This is a genomic window from Klebsiella sp. GG_Kp146 (assembly GCF_040061975.1).
GTDB classification, from domain to species: Bacteria; Pseudomonadota; Gammaproteobacteria; order Enterobacterales; family Enterobacteriaceae; genus Klebsiella; species Klebsiella quasipneumoniae.
Genome location: NZ_JBEAHA010000002.1, coordinates 272,622 through 296,150, shown reverse-complemented (window position 1 = coordinate 296,150; position 23,529 = coordinate 272,622). Strand labels below are relative to the sequence as shown.

At 59.3% G+C, this 23,529-nt stretch carries 22 protein-coding genes and 1 other RNA gene; 15 read left to right on the top strand and 8 right to left on the bottom strand.

From position 1 onward, the window contains the following. Nucleotides 1-17 precede the first annotated feature (17 nt). From pgk to ABLU95_RS03740, 5 genes are all read left to right on the top strand, one after another. The gene (gene pgk / locus ABLU95_RS03760; protein ID WP_023290986.1) at nucleotides 18-1,181 is read left to right on the top strand and encodes a phosphoglycerate kinase; all 1,164 of its coding nucleotides are present in this window, start codon (nucleotides 18-20) and stop codon (nucleotides 1,179-1,181) included. Between the two features lie 97 nt (nucleotides 1,182-1,278). Then, the gene (gene fbaA / locus ABLU95_RS03755) at nucleotides 1,279-2,358 is read left to right on the top strand and encodes a class II fructose-bisphosphate aldolase (RefSeq protein WP_008806452.1); all 1,080 of its coding nucleotides are present in this window, start codon (nucleotides 1,279-1,281) and stop codon (nucleotides 2,356-2,358) included. Nucleotides 2,359-2,547: 189 nt separating this feature from the next. After that, nucleotides 2,548-3,405: a small-conductance mechanosensitive channel MscS gene (locus tag ABLU95_RS03750; RefSeq protein ID WP_023290985.1), complete on the top strand. Its 858-nt coding sequence runs from the start codon at nucleotides 2,548-2,550 to the stop codon at nucleotides 3,403-3,405. 151 nt (nucleotides 3,406-3,556) lie between these two features. Further along, the gene (gene argO / locus ABLU95_RS03745; protein WP_049014206.1) at nucleotides 3,557-4,192 is read left to right on the top strand and encodes an arginine exporter ArgO; all 636 of its coding nucleotides are present in this window, start codon (nucleotides 3,557-3,559) and stop codon (nucleotides 4,190-4,192) included. 89 nt (nucleotides 4,193-4,281) lie between these two features. Then, entirely contained in the window at nucleotides 4,282-5,040 is a 759-nt protein-coding gene (locus ABLU95_RS03740) for an oxidative stress defense protein (protein ID WP_023290983.1), read from the top strand. Between the two features lie 54 nt (nucleotides 5,041-5,094). Here the strand turns inward: ABLU95_RS03740 and argP are convergent, their stop codons facing one another. Next, nucleotides 5,095-5,988 (bottom strand): DNA-binding transcriptional regulator ArgP, encoded by an 894-nt coding sequence (argP, locus tag ABLU95_RS03735; RefSeq protein WP_002916497.1) that lies wholly within the window; start codon nucleotides 5,986-5,988, stop codon nucleotides 5,095-5,097. Between the two features lie 167 nt (nucleotides 5,989-6,155). Between argP and rpiA the strand changes: the two genes are divergently transcribed. Then, complete coding sequence (gene rpiA, locus ABLU95_RS03730; protein WP_002916495.1) at nucleotides 6,156-6,815, top strand: ribose-5-phosphate isomerase RpiA; 660 nt, start codon at nucleotides 6,156-6,158, stop codon at nucleotides 6,813-6,815. A 269-nt stretch (nucleotides 6,816-7,084) separates the two neighbouring features. Continuing rightward, nucleotides 7,085-8,317: a phosphoglycerate dehydrogenase gene (serA, locus tag ABLU95_RS03725; protein WP_008806446.1), complete on the top strand. Its 1,233-nt coding sequence runs from the start codon at nucleotides 7,085-7,087 to the stop codon at nucleotides 8,315-8,317. Between the two features lie 83 nt (nucleotides 8,318-8,400). Here serA and ABLU95_RS03720 read toward each other — a convergent pair whose 3' ends face one another. The 3 genes from ABLU95_RS03720 to zapA form a co-directional block, all read right to left on the bottom strand. Beyond that, nucleotides 8,401-8,997 (bottom strand): 5-formyltetrahydrofolate cyclo-ligase, encoded by a 597-nt coding sequence (locus ABLU95_RS03720; protein WP_044524691.1) that lies wholly within the window; start codon nucleotides 8,995-8,997, stop codon nucleotides 8,401-8,403. 99 nt (nucleotides 8,998-9,096) lie between these two features. Beyond that, nucleotides 9,097-9,280: non-coding RNA, 6S RNA (ssrS, locus tag ABLU95_RS03715), on the bottom strand. Between the two features lie 41 nt (nucleotides 9,281-9,321). Then, nucleotides 9,322-9,651, bottom strand: a complete 330-nt coding sequence (gene zapA, locus ABLU95_RS03710) for a cell division protein ZapA (RefSeq protein WP_004205298.1) — start codon at nucleotides 9,649-9,651, stop codon at nucleotides 9,322-9,324. 166 nt (nucleotides 9,652-9,817) lie between these two features. On the opposite strand from zapA, the gene ABLU95_RS03705 reads away from it, so the two are divergent. The 8 genes from ABLU95_RS03705 to ABLU95_RS03670 all read left to right on the top strand — a co-directional run bounded on the left by ABLU95_RS03705 (nucleotide 9,818) and on the right by ABLU95_RS03670 (nucleotide 19,879). Continuing rightward, on the top strand, nucleotides 9,818-10,396 hold the full coding sequence (locus tag ABLU95_RS03705; RefSeq protein WP_002916486.1) for a YecA family protein: 579 nt from the start codon (nucleotides 9,818-9,820) through the stop codon (nucleotides 10,394-10,396). Between the two features lie 23 nt (nucleotides 10,397-10,419). Then, nucleotides 10,420-11,736: a Xaa-Pro aminopeptidase gene (gene pepP / locus ABLU95_RS03700; protein WP_004205299.1), complete on the top strand. Its 1,317-nt coding sequence runs from the start codon at nucleotides 10,420-10,422 to the stop codon at nucleotides 11,734-11,736. Then, entirely contained in the window at nucleotides 11,733-12,911 is a 1,179-nt protein-coding gene (gene ubiH / locus ABLU95_RS03695) for a 2-octaprenyl-6-methoxyphenyl hydroxylase (protein WP_218810592.1), read from the top strand. Before pepP ends, ubiH begins: the two co-directional genes overlap by 4 nt. Before the next feature lie 10 nt (nucleotides 12,912-12,921). Beyond that, nucleotides 12,922-14,124, top strand: coding sequence for an FAD-dependent 2-octaprenylphenol hydroxylase (ubiI, locus tag ABLU95_RS03690; protein ID WP_218810593.1), 1,203 nt, complete (start codon nucleotides 12,922-12,924; stop codon nucleotides 14,122-14,124). A 422-nt stretch (nucleotides 14,125-14,546) separates the two neighbouring features. Further along, nucleotides 14,547-15,641 (top strand): glycine cleavage system aminomethyltransferase GcvT, encoded by a 1,095-nt coding sequence (gene gcvT / locus ABLU95_RS03685; protein WP_348878832.1) that lies wholly within the window; start codon nucleotides 14,547-14,549, stop codon nucleotides 15,639-15,641. Between the two features lie 24 nt (nucleotides 15,642-15,665). Continuing rightward, nucleotides 15,666-16,055, top strand: coding sequence for a glycine cleavage system protein GcvH (gene gcvH, locus ABLU95_RS03680; RefSeq protein ID WP_023290979.1), 390 nt, complete (start codon nucleotides 15,666-15,668; stop codon nucleotides 16,053-16,055). Nucleotides 16,056-16,200: 145 nt separating this feature from the next. Then, the gene (gcvP, locus tag ABLU95_RS03675; RefSeq protein ID WP_023290978.1) at nucleotides 16,201-19,074 is read left to right on the top strand and encodes an aminomethyl-transferring glycine dehydrogenase; all 2,874 of its coding nucleotides are present in this window, start codon (nucleotides 16,201-16,203) and stop codon (nucleotides 19,072-19,074) included. 61 nt (nucleotides 19,075-19,135) lie between these two features. Further along, nucleotides 19,136-19,879 (top strand): SDR family oxidoreductase, encoded by a 744-nt coding sequence (locus ABLU95_RS03670; protein ID WP_023290977.1) that lies wholly within the window; start codon nucleotides 19,136-19,138, stop codon nucleotides 19,877-19,879. Nucleotides 19,880-19,995: 116 nt separating this feature from the next. Here ABLU95_RS03670 and ABLU95_RS03665 read toward each other — a convergent pair whose 3' ends face one another. Genes ABLU95_RS03665 through ABLU95_RS03650 form a run of 4 tightly spaced genes read right to left on the bottom strand, consistent with a single transcriptional unit; the run spans nucleotide 19,996 to nucleotide 23,520 of the window. Continuing rightward, on the bottom strand, nucleotides 19,996-20,499 hold the full coding sequence (locus ABLU95_RS03665) for a protein disulfide oxidoreductase (protein ID WP_086074970.1): 504 nt from the start codon (nucleotides 20,497-20,499) through the stop codon (nucleotides 19,996-19,998). Next, a complete protein-coding gene (locus ABLU95_RS03660; RefSeq protein ID WP_023290975.1) occupies nucleotides 20,489-21,100 on the bottom strand; it encodes a thioredoxin domain-containing protein in 612 nt (203 codons plus the stop codon). The genes ABLU95_RS03665 and ABLU95_RS03660 overlap by 11 nt, the downstream gene beginning before the upstream one ends. Before the next feature lies 1 nt (nucleotide 21,101). Continuing rightward, nucleotides 21,102-23,111, bottom strand: a complete 2,010-nt coding sequence (locus ABLU95_RS03655) for a protein-disulfide reductase DsbD domain-containing protein (protein WP_218810594.1) — start codon at nucleotides 23,109-23,111, stop codon at nucleotides 21,102-21,104. A gap of 49 nt (nucleotides 23,112-23,160) precedes the next feature. Next, nucleotides 23,161-23,520, bottom strand: a complete 360-nt coding sequence (locus tag ABLU95_RS03650; RefSeq protein ID WP_048335259.1) for a hypothetical protein — start codon at nucleotides 23,518-23,520, stop codon at nucleotides 23,161-23,163. Nucleotides 23,521-23,529 lie beyond the last annotated feature (9 nt).

Sequence of the window (23,529 nt, the reverse complement as noted above, 5' to 3'; positions counted from 1 at the left end):
CAACGAGAGGATTCACCATGTCTGTAATTAAGATGACCGATCTGGATCTGGCTGGTAAACGCGTTTTTATCCGTGCGGATCTGAACGTACCAGTTAAAGACGGGAAAGTAACCAGCGACGCACGTATCCGTGCCTCTCTGCCGACCATTGAACTGGCGCTGAAGCAGGGCGCGAAAGTCATGGTTACTTCTCACCTGGGTCGTCCGACCGAAGGCGAGTACAACGAAGAATTCTCTCTGCTGCCGGTTGTTAATTACCTGAAAGACAAACTGTCCAGCCCGGTACGTCTGGTTAAAGACTACCTGGACGGCGTGGAAGTCGCTGCCGGCGAGCTGGTGGTGCTGGAAAACGTTCGCTTCAACAAAGGCGAGAAAAAAGACGACGAAGCGCTGTCCAAAAAATACGCCGCGCTGTGCGACGTGTTCGTAATGGACGCTTTCGGTACCGCGCACCGCGCGCAGGCTTCCACCCACGGTATCGGCAAATTTGCTGACGTGGCGTGCGCAGGCCCGCTGCTGGCCGCTGAACTGGACGCGCTGGGTAAAGCGCTGAAAGAGCCGGCTCGTCCGATGGTCGCTATCGTCGGTGGTTCTAAAGTATCCACCAAACTGACCGTGCTGGATTCCCTGTCTAAAATCGCTGACCAGCTGATCGTCGGCGGCGGTATCGCCAACACCTTCGTTGCCGCTCAGGGCCACAACGTCGGTAAATCCCTGTACGAAGCGGATCTGGTTGATGAAGCCAAGCGCCTGCTGAGCACCTGCGATATCCCGGTTCCGACTGACGTTCGCGTCGCGACCGAGTTCTCCGAAACCGCAACGGCGACTCTGAAATCTGTTAACGACATTAAAGATGACGAGCAGATTCTGGACCTCGGCGACGTTTCCGCACAGAAACTGGCTGACATCCTGAAAAACGCCAAAACCATCCTGTGGAACGGCCCGGTTGGCGTATTCGAATTCCCGAACTTCCGTAAAGGGACTGAAATCGTGGCTAACGCTATCGCGGACAGCGAAGGTTTCTCCATCGCCGGCGGCGGCGACACCCTGGCAGCGATCGACCTGTTCGGCATCGCTGACAAAATTTCCTACATCTCCACTGGCGGCGGCGCGTTCCTTGAATTCGTCGAAGGCAAAGTCCTGCCGGCAGTAGCGATGCTCGAAGAGCGCGCTAAGCAGTAATTCAGTTCAGGCGGGGAAACCCGCCTGTTTTTCAGCGCGCTTAAGGGCTCGCGAACCTTCTTCAACGGTCGAAGATACAGATACAGGACTAAGTAACATGTCTAAAATTTTTGATTTCGTAAAACCGGGCGTCATCACTGGCGACGACGTTCAGAAAGTGTTCCAGGTAGCGAAAGAAAACAACTTTGCACTGCCGGCGGTAAACTGCGTAGGTACTGACTCCATCAACGCCGTTCTGGAAGCTGCTGCGAAAGTTCGCTCTCCGGTTATCGTTCAGTTCTCTAACGGCGGCGCGGCGTTCATCGCAGGTAAAGGCGTGAAAACTGACGTTCCTCAGGGTGCTGCTATCCTCGGCGCTATCTCTGGCGCGCACCACGTGCACCAGATGGCTGAGCACTACGGCGTGCCGGTTATCCTGCACACTGACCACTGCGCGAAGAAACTGCTGCCGTGGATCGACGGCCTGCTGGACGCGGGTGAAAAACACTTCGCCGCTACCGGCAAACCGCTGTTCTCTTCTCACATGATCGACCTGTCTGAAGAGTCTCTGCACGAAAACATCGAAATCTGCTCTAAATACCTGGCGCGCATGGCCAAAATGGACATGACCCTGGAAATCGAACTGGGTTGCACCGGTGGCGAAGAAGACGGCGTGGACAACAGCCACATGGACGCTTCCGCCCTGTACACCCAGCCGGAAGACGTGGATTACGCGTACACCGAGCTGAGCAAAATCAGCCCGCGCTTCACCATCGCCGCTTCCTTCGGTAACGTACACGGCGTGTACAAACCGGGTAACGTCGTTCTGACCCCGACTATCCTGCGCGACTCTCAGGAATATGTTTCCAAGAAACACAACCTGCCGCACAACAGCCTGAACTTCGTCTTCCACGGCGGTTCCGGTTCCTCCGCTCAGGAAATCAAAGACTCCGTCAGCTACGGCGTAGTGAAAATGAACATCGATACCGACACCCAATGGGCAACCTGGGACGGTATCCTGCAGTACTACAAAACTAACGAAGCTTACCTGCAGGGCCAGCTGGGCAACCCGAAAGGCGAAGACCAGCCGAACAAGAAATACTACGATCCGCGCGTATGGCTGCGTGCTGCACAGACTTCCATGGTGACTCGTCTGGAGCAGGCATTTAAAGAGCTGAACGCGATCGACGTTCTGTAAGAAAAATCTGTTTCTTACCCTGAAGCCCGCAGCAATGCGGGCTTTTTTATTAGCTTAACAACAGGATAGCGCGGCAGAAAACTGTGATCCATTTGGCAAAACGTGCACTTATTGTTTACCCTATAACCTGACTGCCCTGTCGCAGGCTGAGTTATTTACTTCCCCCTGGGGATTCATAAGGAATGTTAAATGGAAGATTTGAACGTTGTCGATAGCATCAACCACGCCGGGACGTGGCTGGCACGCAACCAGGAGCTGCTGCTGAGCTATGCCGTCAACATCGTCGCGGCTATCGCTATCCTGATCGTCGGGATGATCGTGGCGCGCGTCGTCTCTAACACCGTCAACCGCCTGATGCTGGCGCGTAAAATTGACGCCACCGTTGCCGATTTCCTCTCCGCGCTGGTGCGCTATGCGGTTATCGCCTTTACGCTGATTGCCGCCCTGGGCCGCGTGGGCGTGCAGACCGCCTCGGTCATTGCGGTGCTGGGCGCCGCGGGTTTAGCCGTCGGTCTGGCGCTGCAGGGGTCACTGTCTAACCTCGCGGCTGGCGTACTGCTGGTGATGTTCCGCCCGTTCCGCGCCGGTGAATATGTCGATCTCGGCGGCATTGCGGGTACCGTACAGAATGTGCAGATTTTCTCCACGACCCTGCGTACCGTCGATGGCAAAATCGTGGTGGTGCCGAACGGCAAAATTATCGCCGGCAACATCATTAACTTCTCCCGCGAACCGGCGCGCCGCAATGAGTTTATTATCGGCGTCTCTTACGATGCCGATATCGACAAGGTGAAGCAGCTCCTGACCTCGATTATCGAATCTGACGATCGTATTCTGCGCGATCGGGAAATGACGGTGCGCCTGAACGAACTCGGCGCCTCGTCGGTGAACTTCGTGGTGCGCGTGTGGAGCAAAAGCAGCGATCTGCAAAACGTCTACTGGGATATCCTCGAGCGCATCAAGCGTGAATTTGACGCCAATGGCATCAGTTTCCCTTATCCGCAGATGGATGTTCATGTGGTGCGCCTGCCGGAAAAAGCCGAGTAAACCACCACTCAATGACTCAGGCCGGCCATGCCGGCCTTTTTTAATGGGTCATTATTAGCTTCGCTTATTAATGATTAATACTTTCAATTTCCGCTAATAATCCATTCGCGTTATAGTCAGCGCCACTCTCGAAGACAGCGGAAAAATCCTTATGTTTACCTATTACTTTCAGGGCCTTGCCCTGGGAGCGGCAATGATTTTGCCGCTTGGCCCACAAAATGCTTTCGTGATGAACCAGGGCATCCGTCGTCAGTATCACCTGATGATTGCCTTGCTGTGCGCCGTCAGCGACTTGCTGCTGATCTGCGCCGGCATTTTTGGCGGCAGCGCGCTGCTGATGCAGTCCCCCTGGCTACTGGCGCTCGTGACCTGGGGCGGCGTGGCCTTTTTACTGTGGTACGGCTTTGGCGCGCTGAAGACGGCGTTCAGTCCGAATCTTGAGCTCGCCAGCGCCGAGGCGATGCAGCAGGGGCGCTGGAAAATCATTATCACTATGCTGGCGGTCACCTGGCTGAATCCGCACGTTTATCTGGATACGTTTGTGGTGCTGGGCAGCCTGGGAGGCCAGCTGGCGGTGGAGCCGAAGCGCTGGTTTGCGCTGGGAACCATTAGCGCCTCTTTCCTGTGGTTCTTTGGTCTGGCGCTGTTGGCCGCCTGGCTGGCGCCGCGGCTGCGTACCGCCAGAGCCCAGCGGATCATCAACATTGTCGTCGGCGCCGTCATGTGGTTTATTGCGTTTCAGCTGGCAAAAGAGGGCGTCGTCCATATCCAGGCGTTGCTCAACTAAGCGTTGTCCGATGGACTTTCCTGCTGTACGCGCTAAGCTTGCTGGCATGCGTCCCGTAAGGGCGATTTAAGTAACATGGAGAAACGACAGTGAAGTTAAAAGTCTTAGCCCTGGCGGCAACACTCGGATTTAGCACGATGGCGGCACAGGCCAGCGAATTGCCGGACGGTCCGCACATTGTGACTTCAGGCACAGCAAGCGTTGCTGCGGTTCCGGATATCGCTACCCTGGCGATCGAAGTGAACGTGGCGGCAAAAGATGCCGCATCGGCAAAAAAACAGGCTGACGATCGCGTTGCGCAATACCTCTCTTTCCTCGAAAAGAGCGGCATTGCGAAAAAAGACATCAACTCGGCGAATCTGCGTACCCAACCTGATTACGACTATCAGAACGGGAAAAGCATTCTGAAAGGCTATCGAGCGGTGCGCACCGTCGAAGTGACCTTGCGCCAGCTGGATAAACTCAACGGTCTGCTGGATGGCGCCCTGAAAGCCGGTCTGAACGAAATTCGCTCCGTCTCGCTGGGCGTTGCGCAACCGGACGCCTACAAAGATAAAGCGCGTAAAGCGGCGATCGACGACGCCGTGCACCAGGCGCAGGAGCTGGCCGCAGGTTTCCACAGCAAGCTGGGGCCAGTGTACAGCGTACGCTACCATGTCTCTAATTATCAGCCGAGCCCGATGGTTCGCATGATGAAGGCCGCTGACGCTGCGCCGGTTTCCGCCCAGGAAACCTACGAGCAGGCGACTATCCAGTTTGACGACCAGGTCGACGTCGTGTTTGAACTGCAGCCGGCGCAGGCCGCGGCACCGGCGAAACCGGCTGAAGCGCCGAAACCGGCCCAGTAAGCGATAGAAACAAAAAAGCCACTTCAGCGAAGTGGCTTTTTTTATGCCCGCGGTTTAATCCTGACGCAGCACCTTGTGACCGTAGTCGATGAGCGCATCGGTCACCCGCCGCATCATGCGGCTTTCCGGGGCAAAGCGGTGCCAGTAGAGCATACGGCGCTGAAACAGGCCGGGAGTGAGATCGATAAGCTCGCCGCTGTTGAGCTCTTTTTCGATCTGCAGATGCGGGATCATACAGCAGGTAGTGCCCTGGCGTGCCAGCTGGACGAAGGCTTCCGACGAGTTGACGATATGGCAGGGGACGCTGCCCGGCGGCAGGTCGAAGTTTTGCTGCAGAAAGGCCTGATGCATATCGTCCAGATGGTCGAAGGCGACGACCGGCGCTTTCAGCAGCGCCGAACGCGTTACGCCGTTCGGGAAGTAGCGTTGCGCAAACTCTTTTGAGGCGACAAACAGGTAATCTAGCGCGCCGAGCTGATCCACCAGGCAGCTTGGCAGCGCCTGCGGCTGGATACTTACCGCGCCGACCACTTCGCCACGGCGCAGGCGCTCCTGGGTGCGGGTTTCATCTTCCACCTGCAGGTTGAGACGAATAGGGGAGTCCGACAGCACATTAGCCAGCGCCGGCAGCAGCCAGGTCGCCAAACTGTCGGCGTTCACCGCCAGCGACAGCAACAGCGGCGTGGAGCCAGTCTGCTCGTCGCCCAGCCACTCCTCTTCCAGCAGTTCAACCTGGCGCAACAGAGCCAGCAATTTTTGTCCTTGCTCGGTTGGGCGCGGCGGCACGGTACGTACCAGCAGCGGCTGGCCGAACATATTTTCCAGCTGCTTAATTCGCTGTGAGACGGCGGACTGGGTAATACATAGCTTCTGCGCGGCGCGCTCAAATCCTCGTTCTCTAATCACCGCGTCCAGCGCTTGTAGTGTCCTGTAGTCCGGTCGTTTCATTATTCTGGCGTGCCCCCATAACTAATCGTTATCTCGCACTATGACATAAATTTTTATTTGATACAGACGAAATTGGTCTGCTCTGTTGTGTGATCTGCATCGCAGGGACATTTCCACTGTCGATGTTCTATAATGCGCCACAGGCATTCACATCTCGGACCATGATTATGACGCAGGATGAACTGAAAAAAGCGGTAGGTTGGGCAGCGCTGCAATACGTACAGCCAGGGACCATTGTGGGCGTTGGCACCGGCTCGACGGCGGCCCATTTTATTGACGCGCTGGGCACCATGAAAGGGCAGATCGAAGGGGCGGTCTCCAGCTCCGATGCCTCCACCGAGAAGCTGAAAAGCCTCGGGATCACCGTCTTCGATCTCAACAGCGTCGATCGCCTGGGGATCTACGTTGACGGCGCGGATGAGATCAACGGTCACATGCAGATGATCAAAGGCGGCGGCGCGGCGCTGACCCGTGAGAAGATCATCGCTTCGGTGGCCGATAAATTTATCTGCATCGCCGATGCCTCCAAGCAGGTCGATATTCTGGGCAAATTCCCGCTGCCGGTTGAAGTCATTCCGATGGCGCGCAGCGCCGTTGCACGCCAGCTGGTCAAGCTGGGCGGTCGTCCGGAATACCGTCAGGGCGTGGTGACCGATAACGGCAACGTGATCCTTGACGTGCACGGCCTGGAAATTCTCGATGCTATCGCGCTGGAAAACGCGATTAACGGCATTCCTGGCGTCGTGACCGTAGGGCTGTTCGCCAATCGCGGCGCCGACGTGGCGCTGATCGGCACCGCTGACGGTGTGAAAACCATCGTAAAATAGTCTGTCTGCAGGGAGCCAACCGGCTCCCTCGCAAATATTTTTTCACCTGGTGCAATTTAGTGACTTCTGTCACATTTGTGCAACCATTCTGATTAACGCGCTACCGTTCATTATCTTTCTGGTGTTTTGTCCTGCCATTTCCTTCTGAATGACATTTCTTCAGGACGGCGACGCAAACGTTCATATTGCCGCGATAGTTTTTTTTGATATGTTGCTGAGACGAACTTTCGTTCAGCACGACATCAGTTAAGACAAAACAGGACGGGGAAATGGCTAAGGTATCACTGGAAAAAGACAAGATTAAATTTCTGCTGGTTGAAGGTGTGCATCAAAAGGCAATCGATAGCCTTCGCGCGGCAGGTTACACCAACATTGAATTTCATAAAGGCGCGCTGGATTCCGAACAGCTGAAAGCGTCGATCCGTGATGCCCATTTCATCGGCCTGCGTTCCCGTACCCATCTGACTGAAGAGATTTTCGCCGCGGCGGAAAAACTGGTTGCCGTCGGCTGCTTCTGCATCGGTACCAACCAGGTGGATCTGAACGCCGCCGCGAAGCGCGGTATTCCGGTGTTTAACGCGCCATTCTCCAATACCCGTTCGGTGGCCGAGCTGGTGATCGGTGAGCTGCTGCTGCTGCTGCGCGGCGTGCCGGAAGCCAACGCCAAGGCGCATCGCGGCGTATGGAATAAGCTGGCGGTGGGGAGCTTTGAAGCGCGCGGCAAGAAACTGGGGATTATCGGTTACGGCCACATCGGCACCCAGCTCGGCATTCTGGCGGAATCGCTGGGGATGCATGTCTTCTTCTATGATATTGAAAACAAACTGCCGCTCGGTAACGCCACTCAGGTACAGCATCTCTCCGACCTGCTGAACATGAGCGACGTGGTCAGCCTGCACGTGCCGGAAAACGCCTCCACCAAAAATATGATGGGCGCGGAAGAGCTGGCGCTGATGAAGCCGGGCGCGCTGCTGATCAACGCCTCCCGCGGTACCGTGGTGGATATTCCGGCGCTATGCGATGCGCTGGCGAGTAAGCATCTGGCCGGGGCGGCAATCGACGTCTTCCCGACCGAACCCGCGACCAACAGCGACCCCTTCACTTCGCCGCTGTGCGAATTTGATAACGTGATCCTGACTCCGCATATCGGTGGCTCCACTCAGGAAGCGCAGGAGAACATCGGTCTGGAAGTGGCCGGCAAACTGGCCAAGTACTCTGACAACGGGTCAACCCTGTCGGCGGTTAACTTCCCGGAAGTTTCTCTGCCGCTGCACGGCGGACGCCGTCTGCTGCACATCCATGAGAACCGGCCGGGCGTCCTGACCGCCATCAACCAGATCTTCGCCGCGCAGAGCATCAACATTGCCGCCCAGTATCTGCAAACGTCGCCGCAGATGGGCTACGTGGTTATTGATATCGAAGCGGAAGAAGACGTTGCCCAGCAGGCGCTGCAGGCAATGAAAGCGATCCCGGGGACTATCCGCGCCCGTCTGCTGTTCTAATCATTTTTGCCTCTCGGGCAGGTCGCGTACCTGCCCGTTTTTTTGTTAATACCTTCCAGGCTGAATTTCTCGTCCCCGCGTACCTACCAACACCAGATTTTCCCCGGGGTGATCACCGCCGGCAGCGGGATATCCCACTCTTCGCTCGGCAGGGTGTCCACCTGCTGGCAGTCGTGCGCGTAGCCCACCGGCTGCAGGCGATACTGCTGCCAGTTTTGCAGCGTCCGGTCGTAAAAACCGCCACCCATCCCCAGCCGTTGACCGCCGGCATCGAAGGCCACCAGCGGGGTGACCAGCACATCGAGTTCAGCGAGCGGCAGCACGTCGCGCACGTCGAGCTTCGGTTCGCGGATCTTCAGGCGATTCACTATCAGTTCGCTCTGCGGATGGTAATGTAAAAACAGCAGGTTACCGGGGCTAAACGGATGCAGCACCGGGAGATAGACTCGCTTACCGGCCCGCCAGAGCTGGTCGATCAGCGGTTGGGTGTCCAGCTCGCCGTCAAAGGAGAGAAACAGCGCCACGGTGTGGGCGAGAACCACCGGCGGCCAGGCCATCATCCGCTCTGCGGCCTGCAGGGCAAACTGCCGCTGTTGCTCAGGGCTGAGCGCGCGTCGACGCTCGCGGATCTGCTGGCGAATGTGCTGGCGGGAGAGCAGGGTATCGGGCTGTAGAGTCATGCAGGTCTCATGGCGAGCAGGCGTAACAATAGAAAACAGTGTAATACAGTGCGGCATCAGCCGAAAACAGGCGTGGGGAAATAATGCGAGGTAAGGAAGGGAATCTCCGAGATGCCGCCGCAGGCTGTAACCCTTGAACCCTTGGTTCAAGGTGAATGTGTCGTCACAGTTTTAAGGCTTCTCGGACGGACCGAGCATGCTCACCAACCGTGGAGCGCCACATTCTTGTGGTATGAAATATCGGCTCAGGGGACTGGCCCGCTTGCAAACATCTCAGAGAAATTTTGTTCCTGGAATTACTCTAACACAGTTAACTGCAAAGTGTTATTCAAACTTCGACCCTGGTCTTTCGCTTATGCGACCTTGCTCAAGCAATGCTTGCTCGATGGTCTGCTGAAGCATGCGAATGCGCTGCTCCATACTGGAAGCGTAGTCGCGGGTCTTCGCTTTTTCCTGAGTCAACTCATAGCTGATGTTCAACGCGGCGATGAAGACCAGCTGCTCAGTATTTGTGACTCTAGTGCGTTCTTTTAAATCTTGCAACCGCTGATTAAGGTCTTCAGCTGCCTGATTCAGGGCATCCCTTTGTTCAGGCGGGCAATTCACTCGCAGTGAACGGCCGAAAATTTGGAGATCTACGGGTTGTGCAGACATGCCACCTTCCTGCTGATTGACTGCGCTGCCTTCACACCCTGACCCGGGTCTGCGAAGGGGCGACACTATAGCTACCCTGGTGCGAAGATACAAGCCCTATTCTGGTTCACCAGGGTCCAAAGTGGTAGCATACCATGAATATTCCTCCCAACGATGACGAATGCGCATGTCTATACAGAACGAAATGCCTGGTTACAACGATGTAGACCAGTTACTGAACCAACAAGGGGTAGGGCTTACCCCGGCCGAGATGCACGGTTTGATCAGCGGATTACTGTGCGGCGGCAACACGGACAGCAGCTGGCAGCCGCTGGTGCACGACCTGACCAACGAAGGTCTCGCCTTCGGCCATGAGCTGGCCCAGGCGCTGCGTAACATGCATTCCGCCATCAGCGACTCACTGGATGACGACGGCTTCCTCTTTCAACTGTATCTGCCGGAAGGCGATGCGGTGAGCGTCTTTGACCGCGCCGACGCCCTCGCCGGCTGGGTCAACCACTTCCTTCTCGGCCTTGGCGTTAGCCAGCCGAAGCTGGATAAAGTGAAAGACGAAACCGGGGAAGCGATTGACGATCTGCGTAATATTGCCCAACTGGGCTACGATGAAGACGAAGATCAGGAAGAGCTGGAGATGTCTCTGGAGGAGATTATCGAGTATGTCCGCGTAGCCGCACTGCTGTGCCACGACACCTTTGCGCGTCAGCAGCCAACCGCACCGGAAGTCCGCAAACCGACATTACACTAACTAAAATTCGTTCAGGGGGCGTCATGACTCAGCAGGAATTTCTCTCGCGTCGCCAGGCGCTGTTGGCGCAGATGCAGCCAGGCAGCGCGGCGCTGATTTTCGCCGCACCGGAAGCGGTGCGCAGTGCAGATTCGGAATATCCCTACCGGCAGAACAGCGATTTCTGGTACTTCACCGGCTTCAACGAACCGGAAGCGCTGCTGGTGTTGATTAAAAGCGATGAAACCCACAACCATAGCGTGCTGTTCAACCGGGTTCGCGATCTGACCGCTGAGATCTGGTTCGGTCGCCGTCTGGGCCAGGAGGCCGCGCCGGCGAAGCTGGGCGTTGACCGGGCGCTGGCGTTCAGCGAAATCAACCAGCAGCTGTATCAGCTGCTCAACGGTCTGGACGCTATCTATTTTGCCCAGGGCGAATATGCCTATGCCGATGAGATTGTGTTCAACGCCCTCGAAAAACTCCGCAAAGGCTCGCGGCAGAACCTGCAGGCGCCGAACTCGGTGATCGACTGGCGGCCCATTGTGCATGAGATGCGCCTGTTCAAATCCGCGGAAGAGCTGGCCGTGATGCGCCGCGCCGGGGAGATCAGCGCCCTGGCCCATACCCGGGCGATGGAAAAATGCCGCCCTGGCATGTTCGAGTATCAGCTGGAGGGCGAAATTCTCCATGAATTCAATCGCCACGGCGCGCGCTTCCCCTCCTATAACACCATCGTTGGCGGCGGCGAAAACGGCTGCATTCTGCACTACACCGAAAACGAATCTGAACTGCGCGACGGCGATTTAGTGCTGATTGACGCCGGCTGCGAGTATCGCGGCTATGCCGGCGACATTACCCGCACCTTCCCGGTGAACGGCAAATTCAGCCAGCCGCAGCGCGAAATCTACGATATCGTGCTGGAATCGCTGGAGACCGCGCTGGAACTCTATCGCCCGGGCACCTCAATCTGCCAGGTGAACCAGGAAGTGGTGCGCATTATGATCACCGGCCTGGTGCGGCTGGGGATCCTCAAAGGCGAGGTTGACGAGCTGATCGCCAACAATGCCCACCGCCCGTACTTTATGCACGGTCTGAGCCACTGGCTGGGGCTGGATGTACACGATGTCGGTCACTACGACACCGACCGTTCTCGCGTCCTGGAGCCGGGGATGGTGCTGACCGTCGAACCGGGGCTGTATATCGCCGCCGACGCCGACGTGCCGGCGCAGTACCGCGGCATCGGCATCCGTATTGAAGATGACATCGTCATTACCGAAGACGGCAACGAAAATCTCACCGCCGGCGTGGTGAAGAAGGCGGATGAGATCGAAGCGCTGATGGCGGCGGCGCGCCAGTCATGAGCGTGCTGATCGTCGGCGGCGGGATGACCGGGGCGACGCTCGCCCTGGCCATCTCCCGTTTGACCGGCGGCGCGCTGCCGGTCCATCTGATTGAGGCGCAGGATCCCCAGTCGGCTCGCCATCCCGGCTTCGACGACCGGGCGATCGCCCTGGCCGCCGGCACCTGCCAGCAGCTGGCGCGCATCGGTGTCTGGCAACGTCTCGCCGAGCGGGCGACGGCTATCCAGCGGGTACACGTCAGCGACCGCGGCCATGCCGGTTTTGTGAATCTGGCGGCGGCGGATTATCGCCTGCCGGCGCTGGGTCAGGTGGTTGAACTCCACGATGTCGGCCAGCGACTGTTTAGCCTGCTGCGCGAGGCGCCGGGCGTGACGCTGCATTGCCCGGCGAAGGTGGCAGCGGTCAGCCGCAGCCAGGAGAGCGTCAGCCTTACCCTTGACGGGGGCGAAACGATCAGCGGCAAGCTGCTGGTGGCGGCGGACGGTTCGCGTTCGTCGCTGGGCGCCCGCTGCGGCATCAGCTGGCAACAGCAGCCCTATGAGCAACTGGCGATTATCGCCAACGTAAGCACCGCGCTGCCCCACGAAGGCCGCGCTTTCGAACGTTTTACCGAGCATGGCCCGCTGGCGATGCTGCCGATGTCGCAAGGGCGCTGCTCGCTGGTGTGGTGTCATCCGCAGTCGCGCCGCGACGAGGTGCTGAGCTGGTCTGACGAACGCTTTTGTCAGGAGCTGCAGCAGGCGTTCGGCTGGCGTTTGGGGCGCATTACCCACGCCGGGAAGCGCAGCGTCTATCCGCTGGCCCTCACCACCGCCAGCCGCGCGGTGTCGCACCGCCTGGCGCTGGTTGGTAACGCGGCGCAGACGCTGCACCCGATTGCCGGGCAGGGCTTTAATCTCGGCCTGCGCGATGTGATGAGTCTGGCGGAGCTGCTCGCTGACGCCCATCTCAGCGGCGAAGATGTCGGCCATTATCCGCTGCTGTGTCGCTATCAGGCGCGCAGAACAGGGGATAAAGCCGCCACCATCGGCGTGACCGATGGGCTGGTGCATCTGTTTGCCAACCGTTGGGCGCCGCTGGTGGTGGGGCGCAATGTCGGTCTGATGGCCATGGAATTATTTACCCCGGCGCGCGATGCGCTGGCGCAGCGTACCCTCGGTTGGGTTCCCCGTTAAGGAGTAGAACGTGCAAAGTGTTGATGTTGCCATTGTTGGCGGTGGAATGGTGGGGCTGGCGGTAGCCTGCGGTTTACAGGGCAGCGGCCTGCGCGTCGCGGTGCTGGAGAAAGCGGAGCCGCAGCCGCTGGCCGATGATGCGCCGCCGGCGCTGCGCGTGTCGGCAATAAACGCCGCCAGCGAAAAGCTGCTGACGAAGCTGGACGTCTGGCGCGAGATCGTTGCCCGACGCGCCAGCTGCTATCACGGAATGGATGTGTGGGACAAAGACAGCTTTGGCCGCATTAGCTTTGATGACCAGAGCATGGGCTTCAGCCATCTGGGCCATATTATTGAAAACGCCGTGGTGCATTATGCGCTGTGGCAGAAGGCGCAGCGCTGCGCCGACGTCACCCTGCTGGCGCCTGCGCAACTGCAGCAGGTGGCGTGGGGCGAAAATGAGGCCTTTCTCAGCCTGCAGGACGGCAGCATGCTCACCGCGCGTCTGGTGATCGGCGCCGATGGGGCGAATTCGTGGCTGCGCAATAAAGCCGATATTCCGCTGACCTTCTGGGATTACCATCATCACGCGCTGGTGGCGACTATCCGTACCGCTGAGCCGCATCAGGCGGTGGCGCGCCAGGTATTTCATGGCGACGGGATCCTCGCCTTCCTGCCGCTCTGCGATCCGCACCTGTGCTCGATCGTCTGGTCGCTGTCGCCGGCGGAGGCGCAGCGGATGCAGGAGGCTGATGAAGCCACCTTTAACCAGGCGTTAAATATCGCCTTCGATAATGGCCTTGGCCTCTGCCAGCTGGAAAGCGCACGTGAAGTCTTCCCGCTGACCGGCCGCTATGCCCGCCAGTTCGCCGCCCACCGCCTGGCGCTGGTCGGCGATGCCGCGCATACCATCCACCCGCTGGCCGGGCAGGGCGTCAACCTCGGCTTTATGGATGCGGCCGAGCTTATCGACGAACTGAAGCGTCTGCACGCCCAGGGCAAAGATATCGGCCAGCATCTTTATCTGCGCCGCTACGAGCGCAGCCGCAAGCACAGCGCCGCGCTGATGCTGGCGGGTATGCAGGGCTTCCGCGACATGTTTTCCGGTAGCCATCCGGCGAAGAAGTTCCTCCGCGACATGGGGCTGAAACTGGCCGATACGCTGCCGGGCGTGAAACCGCAGTTGATTCGCCAGGCGATGGGCCTCAACGATCTGCCTGCCTGGTTACGTTAACCGCGTCACACTTCTTTCACCCGGCCTGCGCGCCGGGTTTTCCCCCTCATTTGAAATATTCTAATTTCACCTCTTTTTTCGCATTAGATTTATTAATGCGTCCTTTTTTTTGTTAAAGAAATTAGGGCTATAAAATCGCATAAAACACCATCATTCCCTAATGTTAGCCGCTGTAATGTTAATTTTATGTGGCGTAAATCGCTTTTTTCCAGTCAATAACTCTGTAGGCTTTTCGGCGGATTTTAGTCATAAGCTAATGTGATGCCCTGAATGAGCTTATGGTTTAGCGCCGGGTTCGGTGGTAAGTTCAGGCAAAAGAGAACGTTTGCGTCGGTGTCCGTCAGCGATGCCGACGCCCCATTTCGTGGCGAAAAATCGCCGACAATCTCGTGGCTGGTTCCGTTTTATTCGATGAGGAAAAGATGGCTCAACAGACTCCGTTGTATGAACAACACACGCTGTGCGGCGCGCGCATGGTGGATTTCCATGGCTGGATGATGCCGCTGCATTACGGATCCCAGATTGATGAGCACCATGCGGTGCGCGGCGACGCAGGCATGTTCGATGTGTCGCATATGACCATCGTTGATTTCCACGGCAGCCGGACGAGAGATTTCTTGCGCTATTTGCTGGCCAACGACGTGGCGAAGCTCACCACCCCGGGCAAAGCGCTCTACACCGGCATGCTGACCGCCTCCGCCGGCGTCATCGACGACCTGATTGTCTATTTCCTCTCTGAAGATTATTTCCGCCTCGTTGTTAACTCCGCCACCCGCGAAAAAGACCTCGCCTGGATTTCCGAACAAGCTGAACCTTACGGCCTTGAAATCATCGTTCGCGACGATCTGTCGCTGATCGCGGTCCAGGGTCCACAGGCGAAAGCGAAGGCGGCGACGCTGTTCACCGATGCGCAGCGTCAGGCCGTGGAAGGTATGAAGCCGTTCTTCGGCGTGCAGGCCGGTGAGCTGTTTATCGCCACCACCGGCTATACCGGCGAAGCGGGTTATGAAATCGCCATGCCGAACGAGCAGGCGGCGGATTTCTGGCGCGGTCTGCTGGACGCTGGCGTTAAGCCGTGCGGTCTCGGCGCGCGCGATACCCTGCGCCTGGAGGCCGGGATGAACCTGTATGGCCAGGAGATGGACGAAGGCGTCTCTCCGCTGGCGGCGAATATGGGCTGGACTATTGCCTGGGAACCGGCGGATCGTAACTTTATCGGTCGCGAAGCGCTGGAGATGCAGCGTGAAAAGGGCACCGAACAGCTGGTTGGCCTGGTGATGACCGAGAAAGGCGTCCTGCGCGGCGGCCTGCCGGTACGTTTTACCGATAGCGACGGTAATCAAAAAGAAGGCATTATCACCAGCGGCACCTTCTCGCCGACCCTGGGCTACAGTATCGCGCTGGCTCGCGTGCCGGCCGGGATTGGCGACACCGCGGTGGTGCAAATTCGTAACCGTGAAATGCCGGTAAAAGTGACTAAACCTGGTTTTGTACGCAATGGCAAAGCCATTGTGTGATTTCCCTTTTTTGGAGATGAATTGATGAGCAACGTACCAGCAGAACTGAAATACAGCAAAGAACACGAGTGGCTGCGTAAAGAAGCGGACGGCACCTATACCGTCGGGATCACCGAGCATGCGCAGGAGCTGCTGGGCGATATGGTATTCGTTGATCTGCCGGAAGTGGGCGCCACCGTTGAAGCGGGCGCCGATTGCGCGGTTGCCGAATCCGTGAAGGCGGCTTCCGATATTTATGCCCCGATCAGCGGTGAAATCGTTGCCGTTAACGAAGAGCTGAACGACTCGCCGGAACTGGTCAACAGCGACCCGTACACCGATGGCTGGATCTTCAAAATCAAAGCCAGCGATGAAGCGCAGGTTGCCGCGCTGCTGGATGCGACCGCCTATGAAGCTCTGTTAGAAGACGAATAAATACGTCTCATCCTTCACGCTGCAGGGGCGTTGGCTTCCTGCCGCGCGCATGATTTTGCGTATTCAGGCCCGGTAAGCATCAGCGTTTGCCGGGCAAACCAGTCAGACAATCACGATTCACCGCACGTTTCAGGAACCATCGCTCATGACTCAGACTTTAAGTCAGCTTGAAAACCGCGACGCCTTTATCGAACGTCACATTGGCCCGGACGCTCAGCAGCAGCAAGAGATGCTGAAGACCGTCGGCGCGGATTCGCTTAACGCCCTGATCGGCCAGATTGTGCCGCAGGATATCCAGCTGGCGACCCCACCGCAGGTGGGCGACGCGACAACCGAATTCGCCGCGCTGGCAGAGCTGAAGGCGATCGCCGGTCGCAACAAGCGCTTCAAGTCTTACATCGGCATGGGCTACACCGCCGTGCAGCTGCCGCCGGTTATTCAGCGCAACATGCTGGAAAATCCGGGCTGGTATACCGCCTATACCCCTTACCAGCCGGAAGTCTCCCAGGGCCGTCTGGAATCGCTGCTCAACTTCCAGCAGGTTACGCTGGATCTCACCGGGCTGGATATTGCTTCCGCTTCGCTGCTCGATGAAGCGACCGCCGCCGCCGAAGCGATGGCGATGGCCAAACGCGTCAGCAAACTGAAAAACGCCAACCGTTTCTTCGTCGCCGCCGATGTCCATCCGCAAACCCTGGACGTGGTGCGCACTCGTGCGGAAACCTTCGGTTTCGACGTGATCGTCGATGACGCCGACAAAGTGCTCGATCACCAGGATGTCTTCGGCGTGCTGCTGCAGCAGGTGGGCACCACCGGCGAAATCCACGATTACAGCAAACTGATCGCCGAGCTGAAAGCGCGCAAAGTGATTGTCAGCGTCGCTGCCGACTTTATGGCGCTGGTGCTGCTGACGGCGCCGGGCAAGCAGGGCGCGGATATCGTCTTCGGCTCCGCCCAACGCTTCGGCGTGCCGATGGGCTATGGCGGCCCGCACGCGGCCTTCTTCGCGGCGAAAGATGAATTCAAACGCTCCATGCCGGGCCGGATTATCGGCGTATCGAAAGATGCGGCGGGGAATACCGCGCTGCGCATGGCGATGCAGACTCGCGAACAGCATATCCGCCGCGAGAAAGCGAACTCCAATATTTGTACCTCGCAGGTGCTGCTGGCAAACATCGCCAGCCTGTACGCGGTATTCCACGGCCCGGCGGGTCTGAAACGTATCGCAGGCCGCATTCATCGCCTGACCGACATTCTGGCCGATGGCCTGCAGAAGAAAGGGCTGAAGCTGCGTCATGCCCACTACTTTGACACCCTGTGCGTGGAAGTGGCGGATAAAGCCGCGGTGCTGGCGCGTGCCGAAGCCCTGCAGATTAACCTGCGCAGCGATATTCACGGCGCGGTGGGCATTACGCTCGATGAAGCGACCACCCGCGAAGACGTGCTCAACCTGTTCCGCGCCATCGTCGGCGACGATCATGGTCTGGACATCGATACCCTGGATAAAGACGTGGCGCTGGACAGCCGCTCCATCCCGGCGGCGATGCTGCGCGACGATGCGATCCTCACCCATCCGGTGTTCAACCGCTACCATAGCGAGACCGAGATGATGCGCTACATGCACGCCCTGGAGCGTAAAGATCTGGCGCTGAACCAGGCGATGATCCCGCTGGGTTCCTGCACCATGAAGCTGAACGCCGCGGCGGAGATGATCCCCATCACCTGGCCGGAGTTCGCTGAGCTGCACCCGTTCTGCCCGGTAGAGCAGGCGGAAGGGTATCATCAGATGATCGCTCAGCTTTCCGACTGGCTGGTGAAACTGACCGGCTATGACGCCGTCTGCATGCAGCCGAACTCCGGCGCGCAAGGCGAATATGCTGGCCTGCTGGCGATTCGCCACTACCACGAGAGCCGCAACGAAGGCCATCGCGATATCTGCCTGATCCCAAGCTCCGCGCACGGCACCAACCCGGCTTCCGCGCAGATGGCGGGTATGCAGGTGGTGGTGGTGGCGTGCGACAAAAACGGCAACATCGATCTCGCCGACCTGCGTGAAAAAGCAGAGCAGGCGGGGGCGAATCTCTCCTGCATCATGGTCACCTATCCGTCGACCCACGGCGTATATGAAGAGACCATTCGCGAAGTGTGCGAGATCGTGCACCAGTTCGGCGGCCAGGTTTACCTTGACGGCGCCAACATGAACGCCCAGGTCGGGATCACCTCTCCGGGCTTTATCGGCGCTGACGTTTCGCACCTCAACCTGCATAAAACGTTCTGCATTCCGCACGGCGGCGGCGGCCCGGGTATGGGCCCAATCGGCGTGAAAGCGCACCTGGCGCCGTTCGTGCCGGGTCACAGCGTGGTGCAGATTGAAGGGATGCTGACCCGTCAGGGCGCGGTTTCCGCTGCACCGTTCGGCAGCGCGTCCATCCTGCCGATCAGCTGGATGTATATCCGTATGATGGGCGCGGAAGGGCTGAAGCAGGCGAGCCAGAACGCGATCCTTAACGCCAACTATATCGCTACCCGTCTGAAAGACGCCTACCCGGTGCTCTACACCGGTCGCGATGGTCGCGTGGCGCACGAATGTATTCTCGATATTCGTCCGCTGAAAGAAGAGACCGGCATTAGCGAGCTGGATATCGCCAAGCGCCTGATCGACTTTGGCTTCCATGCGCCGACCATGTCCTTCCCGGTAGCGGGTACGCTGATGGTTGAGCCGACGGAATCGGAAAGCAAGGTGGAGCTGGACCGCTTTATCGACGCGATGCTGGCGATCCGCGCGGAAATCGACCGCGTCAAAGCCGGTGAATGGCCGCTGGAAGACAACCCGCTGGTGAACGCGCCGCATACCCAGGGTGAGATCGTTGGGGAATGGAACCATCCGTACAGCCGCGAGCTGGCGGTATTCCCGGCGGGTCTGCACAACAAATACTGGCCGACGGTGAAACGCCTGGACGACGTGTACGGCGACCGTAATCTGTTCTGTTCCTGCGTGCCGATGAGCGAATATCAGTAACGTACGGAATTAGCTATACTTTTAAAGGCGCTGCGGCGCCTTTATTTTTTGGGAGAGAAGCATGGGGATAGCACTGATTAGCGGCGCGAGCCGCGGAATAGGCCGGGCGACGGCGCTGCTGCTGGCGCAGGAAGGGTATACTGTCGCGGTCAATTATCATCACAATATTAACGCTGCCACCGAGGTGGTGAATACCATTGTTGCCGCCGGCGGCAAAGCCACGGCGCTGCGGGCGGATATCAGTGATGAAGCGCAGGTGATGGCGATGTTTGAGGCGATTGACCGCATGGGCGAGCCGCTGACGGCGCTGGTCAACAACGCCGGGATCCTCTTTACCCAGTGTACGGTGGAGAGCCTGAGCGCCGAGCGCATTAACCGCGTGCTGGCGACCAACGTGACCGGCTATTTCCTCTGCTGCCGCGAGGCGGTCAAGCGCATGGCGCATCAGCATGGCGGCAAGGGCGGGGCGATAGTTAACGTGTCGTCGGCGGCGTCGCGCCTTGGCTCGCCGGGAGAATATGTTGATTACGCTGCGTCGAAAGGGGCGGTGGATACCCTGACCACCGGGCTGGCGCTGGAGGTGGCGGCGCAGGGGATCCGGGTAAATGGCGTGCGCCCTGGGCTGATTTATACCGAGATGCACGCCTCCGGCGGCGAACCGGGGCGCGTGGATCGGGTGAAGCATTCGCTGCCGATGCGGCGCGGCGGTCAGCCGGAAGAGGTCGCTCAGGCCATTGCCTGGCTGCTGAGCGACAAAGCGTCCTATGTGACGGGCAGTTTCCTCGAACTGGCGGGCGGTAAATAACCCGCTGATGTCAATTGCCCGGCGGCGCTGCGTTTGCCGGGCATGGGGGTAAGGCGAACGGTAGGCCGGGTAAGGCGTAGCCGCCACCCGGCATAAAGTCCGGTAAAGTGGCTGGCCTACCAGGAGGCCAGCCACAGCCGTAGACGCATTCCCCAGCCGCTGGTCCAGCCGGTGGTGACCGACTTCACTTCGCCTCGATAAATCACCACCAGCGTTGGCGTCACCCGAATGTCCCACTGCCGCGCCAGCTGGCCGCTCGGGTCATTCACCGTCGGCAGCGCCAGTTTCTTTCTGGCAAGCCACGTCTCCAGCGCGGCGTTATCGCCGGATCGCAGGGCCACGGTCAGCACATTGCCGCCATCGGCGGCAAGCGATGCCACCGACGGCGTGGTGTAGCGACAGACCCCGCACCAGGTCGCCCAGACGTACAGCAGCAGCGGCTTTTGCTGGCTCATGGCATGCAGATCCAGCGTTTTACCGTCGAGGGTTTGCAGCGATGTGGCGCCGAAGTTTTGCGGCAGCGCGGGCTGGCGAAAATAATCCACCGCCAGGCCTACCGCCGCGCCAATCAGCAGCCACACCGCCAGCTCGCGCAGCCAGCGCCGGAGCTTACTGGCCACGGGCTTTCGCCAGCTGCTCTTTCACCAGCCCCTCCAGTTCGTCAGCAGGGATCGCCCCGGCCACCATCTGATCGCCGATGATGGTCGCCGGCGTGCCCTGAATATTCAGCACCTGCGACAAAATCAGGTTCATCTTCAGCGAATCCATGGTCTTGTCATCGAGACTGACGCTGTCGGTGGCGGTTTTCTTCTGCGCCGCGGCGATGCTGGCGTCATCGTGATAGCCTTTTTTCGCCATCAGCCGCTGATGCAGCGCCCAGAACTTATCGGGCTGCTGGCGCCAGGTAGAGAGCGCCGCTTTGGCGGCATTGACCGAACTTTGCCCCTTGAACGGCAGCAGCTTCACGATCAGCTGGATGTCCGGGTTATCGTGGACGATTTTTTCCAGCATCGGATCAAACTGTTTACAGTAAGGACAGTTGTAATCGGTAAACGAGACGATCGTCAGCTTCGGCGCTTTGGCGCCGGTGCGCGGGCTGTTCGGATCGTTAAACAGCAGCTGCGCCAGCTGGTCATTACCGTTTGCTGGTGGTTCTTCCGCCGGGGCGGCGAAGCTGAAGGCGGATACGCACAGCAGTAATAAGGCGGTGATAGCTCTCATGTTAGTTTCCTTTGGCGGCGGACAGGGTGGCGAGGAGGTGTTCGCGATCTAACAGCGCAGGCAGGATCTCTCCCTGCGGCAATCCCGGTCCGTAAATCTGGTTAAACGGCACCGCGGCGCTGCCGCGGTCGGTTAAAAACTGACTAATCGTGGCGGAGGGGCGGCTCCAGTCGCCGCGCAGGGCGACCACGTCCGGCGCTAACAGCGCCTGCTGGACGTCATCGCGCAGCAGCACGTTGTATTTATTGGCTTTACAGGTCACGCACCAGTCGGCGGTGACATCAATAAACACCCGCTTATGTTCCGCCAGGGCGCTGGCGATAGCCTGCTCGCTGAGCGGCTGCCAGTTAACCCGGTCGCGGCGCGGGCCCTCGCCGTCAGGCCGGGAGACAAAGGCGACGGCGCCGGCCACCACGATGGCCAGAGCCCCTGCGCGCAGCGCTGTCCGCCAGCGGTAGCGCCAGGCGGTGGCCAGCAGCAGGGCTACGGTCAGTATCACCAGCAGGGTAAGCACCGGGGTACGGCCGATGTGGATCGTCAGCAGGCTGACCAGCCATAGCGCCGAGCCCAGCATCATCACCCCCAGCGCCACCCGCAGATGATTCATCCAGCGGCCTGGGCGCGGAAGGCGTTGCGCCAGCCCCGGCCAGGCGACGATCAGCAGCCACGGCAGGCTCATGCCGACCCCCATGGCGAAGAAAATCCCCCACAGCAGCGGCAGCGGCGCCACCAGCGCCACCGACACGGCGGTGCCGAGGAACGGCGCGGTGCAGGGCGTCGCCAGCAGGGTGGCGAAGGCGCCCTGCCAGAAATGGCCCATTAAGCCGTTGCCGCCGCGGGTGGCGAGGAAGGTGCTGGCGGTGGAGGAGAGGCGGATTTCGAACAGCCCCAGCAGACTGGCGCTGAACAGGACCATCACCAGCGCCATGGCGCCGATAAACCACGGGTTCTGAAACTGGATCCCCCAGCCGAGCGCCTGATTACCCAGGCGTAGCGCGGTCATCATCAGTGCCAGCGCCAGGAACGAGACGACGATCCCGCACGCCGAGGCGAGGAACTGTCGGCGCACCGCGCCGCGTTCGCGATGTTCGGTTTGCACCAGCGAGCCGAGCTTCATCGCCAGCACCGGCAGGACGCAGGGCATCACATTGAGGATAAGCCCCCCGGCCAGCGCCATCAGCAGCACCCAGCCTAACGCCGCTCCCGGCGCGGCGCTGCCTGCGCGGATAGCGAGCTGGCTTTCCTGCGCCTGGCCGCTATCCGCCAGCACCAGCGACAACGTTTTACCGCGTAGATCCGGCGCCGCTTCGCCCCAGCTGTCGGTGACCGGCACGCTGGCGGTCAGCGTATCGCCGCGGGTGGTAAAGCTCGGCTTGCCGAAATCGACATCCTCCATGCTGTCGATAAACAGCGCTGGCTGCTGCCAGCCGGCATCACGGCGGGCGGTCACCGTCAGTTTGCCGCTGACGTAGCTGGCGCTCAGCTGCGAAGTCAGGCCATCGCGCAGCGGCAGCGTGCCCATCGCACGGGTGTAATCGTAGGCAAAACTCTCCCCTGGCGGGACCGTCATATCCAGCGAAAAGGGATAGTCAGTGAGAATGCAGACATTGCTGCAGGTGGATAATGTCAGTACGCCGCTGAGCGTCGGCGGTATCTTCCCGCGCAGGATCATCGGGAAGCTGACGTCGCCGTGATACCCCTGAGTGGAAATGCCCGCAACGTCGAAACGCTGCGGCGTCGGCCAGCGCCAGTCAACCGCCAGCGGCGTGCCCCAGGCGATAGCCGGCGCGATGCCGCCTTCCCCTGGCGAGCGCCAGTAGGTTTTCCAGCCCTTTTCCAGCGCCACGTCTAAAAGCAGGCGGGTATCGCCATTGCTCTCGGTTTGCGCCCGCAGGCGCACGCTGGCGTGTTGATTATCAGCGGCGCGTAGCCAGCCGCTGTCGGCGGCCTGGCTGAAGGGCAGCCATAGCCAAAGCAGGCAGACCAGTAGTCGCCTGAATAACATAGACATAAATTTGCTCCATAAATGATGAATTAACCTGAACTGTCAGGAAAATCACTCACTCACGGAAGACGCATAATCGCAGATGCACCCGCAATCGGGGCGGGGAGATAACGCGGGGAGGCCACTGGCGTTCGATACGCGGCGGGATCGCCGCCAGCACCGCCAGCAGCAGGGTGATAGCCAACAGCGCCCCTTCGAACAGCATCGGCGGGACGGCCATCAGCGACTTGGCGCTGAGCTCGCACGGCGTGACCGGCGCGTCGGCCTTTTCCTGGGTTTGCTGTAGCGACGGGCTGTCGGCAGCGAGATTCATGACCAGCGCGTGCATCCCGGCCATTCGCTGGGCGGTGCAGACCAGCACCACCAGACAGGCCAGGAGGACAAAAAGAATGGCTTTGCGTTGTCGCTTAATCATGAGCGCCTC

Excerpts from the sequence above, each read along its gene's own strand:
- serA (WP_008806446.1), top strand. The coding sequence starts at position 7,085 with ATGGCTAAGGTATCACTGGAAAAAGACAAGATTAAATTTCTGCTGGTT.
- argO (WP_049014206.1), top strand. The coding sequence starts at position 3,557 with ATGTTTACCTATTACTTTCAGGGCCTTGCCCTGGGAGCGGCAATGATT.
- fbaA (WP_008806452.1), top strand. The coding sequence starts at position 1,279 with ATGTCTAAAATTTTTGATTTCGTAAAACCGGGCGTCATCACTGGCGAC.
- gcvT (WP_348878832.1), top strand. The coding sequence starts at position 14,547 with ATGGCTCAACAGACTCCGTTGTATGAACAACACACGCTGTGCGGCGCG.
- ABLU95_RS03660 (WP_023290975.1), bottom strand. The coding sequence starts at position 21,100 with ATGAGAGCTATCACCGCCTTATTACTGCTGTGCGTATCCGCCTTCAGC.
- pgk (WP_023290986.1), top strand. The coding sequence starts at position 18 with ATGTCTGTAATTAAGATGACCGATCTGGATCTGGCTGGTAAACGCGTT.
- ABLU95_RS03750 (WP_023290985.1), top strand. The coding sequence starts at position 2,548 with ATGGAAGATTTGAACGTTGTCGATAGCATCAACCACGCCGGGACGTGG.
- ABLU95_RS03650 (WP_048335259.1), bottom strand. The coding sequence starts at position 23,520 with ATGATTAAGCGACAACGCAAAGCCATTCTTTTTGTCCTCCTGGCCTGT.
- rpiA (WP_002916495.1), top strand. The coding sequence starts at position 6,156 with ATGACGCAGGATGAACTGAAAAAAGCGGTAGGTTGGGCAGCGCTGCAA.
- ABLU95_RS03655 (WP_218810594.1), bottom strand. The coding sequence starts at position 23,111 with ATGTCTATGTTATTCAGGCGACTACTGGTCTGCCTGCTTTGGCTATGG.
- ABLU95_RS03670 (WP_023290977.1), top strand. The coding sequence starts at position 19,136 with ATGGGGATAGCACTGATTAGCGGCGCGAGCCGCGGAATAGGCCGGGCG.
- pepP (WP_004205299.1), top strand. The coding sequence starts at position 10,420 with ATGACTCAGCAGGAATTTCTCTCGCGTCGCCAGGCGCTGTTGGCGCAG.
- argP (WP_002916497.1), bottom strand. The coding sequence starts at position 5,988 with ATGAAACGACCGGACTACAGGACACTACAAGCGCTGGACGCGGTGATT.
- gcvP (WP_023290978.1), top strand. The coding sequence starts at position 16,201 with ATGACTCAGACTTTAAGTCAGCTTGAAAACCGCGACGCCTTTATCGAA.
- ubiH (WP_218810592.1), top strand. The coding sequence starts at position 11,733 with ATGAGCGTGCTGATCGTCGGCGGCGGGATGACCGGGGCGACGCTCGCC.
- ABLU95_RS03705 (WP_002916486.1), top strand. The coding sequence starts at position 9,818 with ATGTCTATACAGAACGAAATGCCTGGTTACAACGATGTAGACCAGTTA.
- ABLU95_RS03720 (WP_044524691.1), bottom strand. The coding sequence starts at position 8,997 with ATGACTCTACAGCCCGATACCCTGCTCTCCCGCCAGCACATTCGCCAG.
- gcvH (WP_023290979.1), top strand. The coding sequence starts at position 15,666 with ATGAGCAACGTACCAGCAGAACTGAAATACAGCAAAGAACACGAGTGG.
- zapA (WP_004205298.1), bottom strand. The coding sequence starts at position 9,651 with ATGTCTGCACAACCCGTAGATCTCCAAATTTTCGGCCGTTCACTGCGA.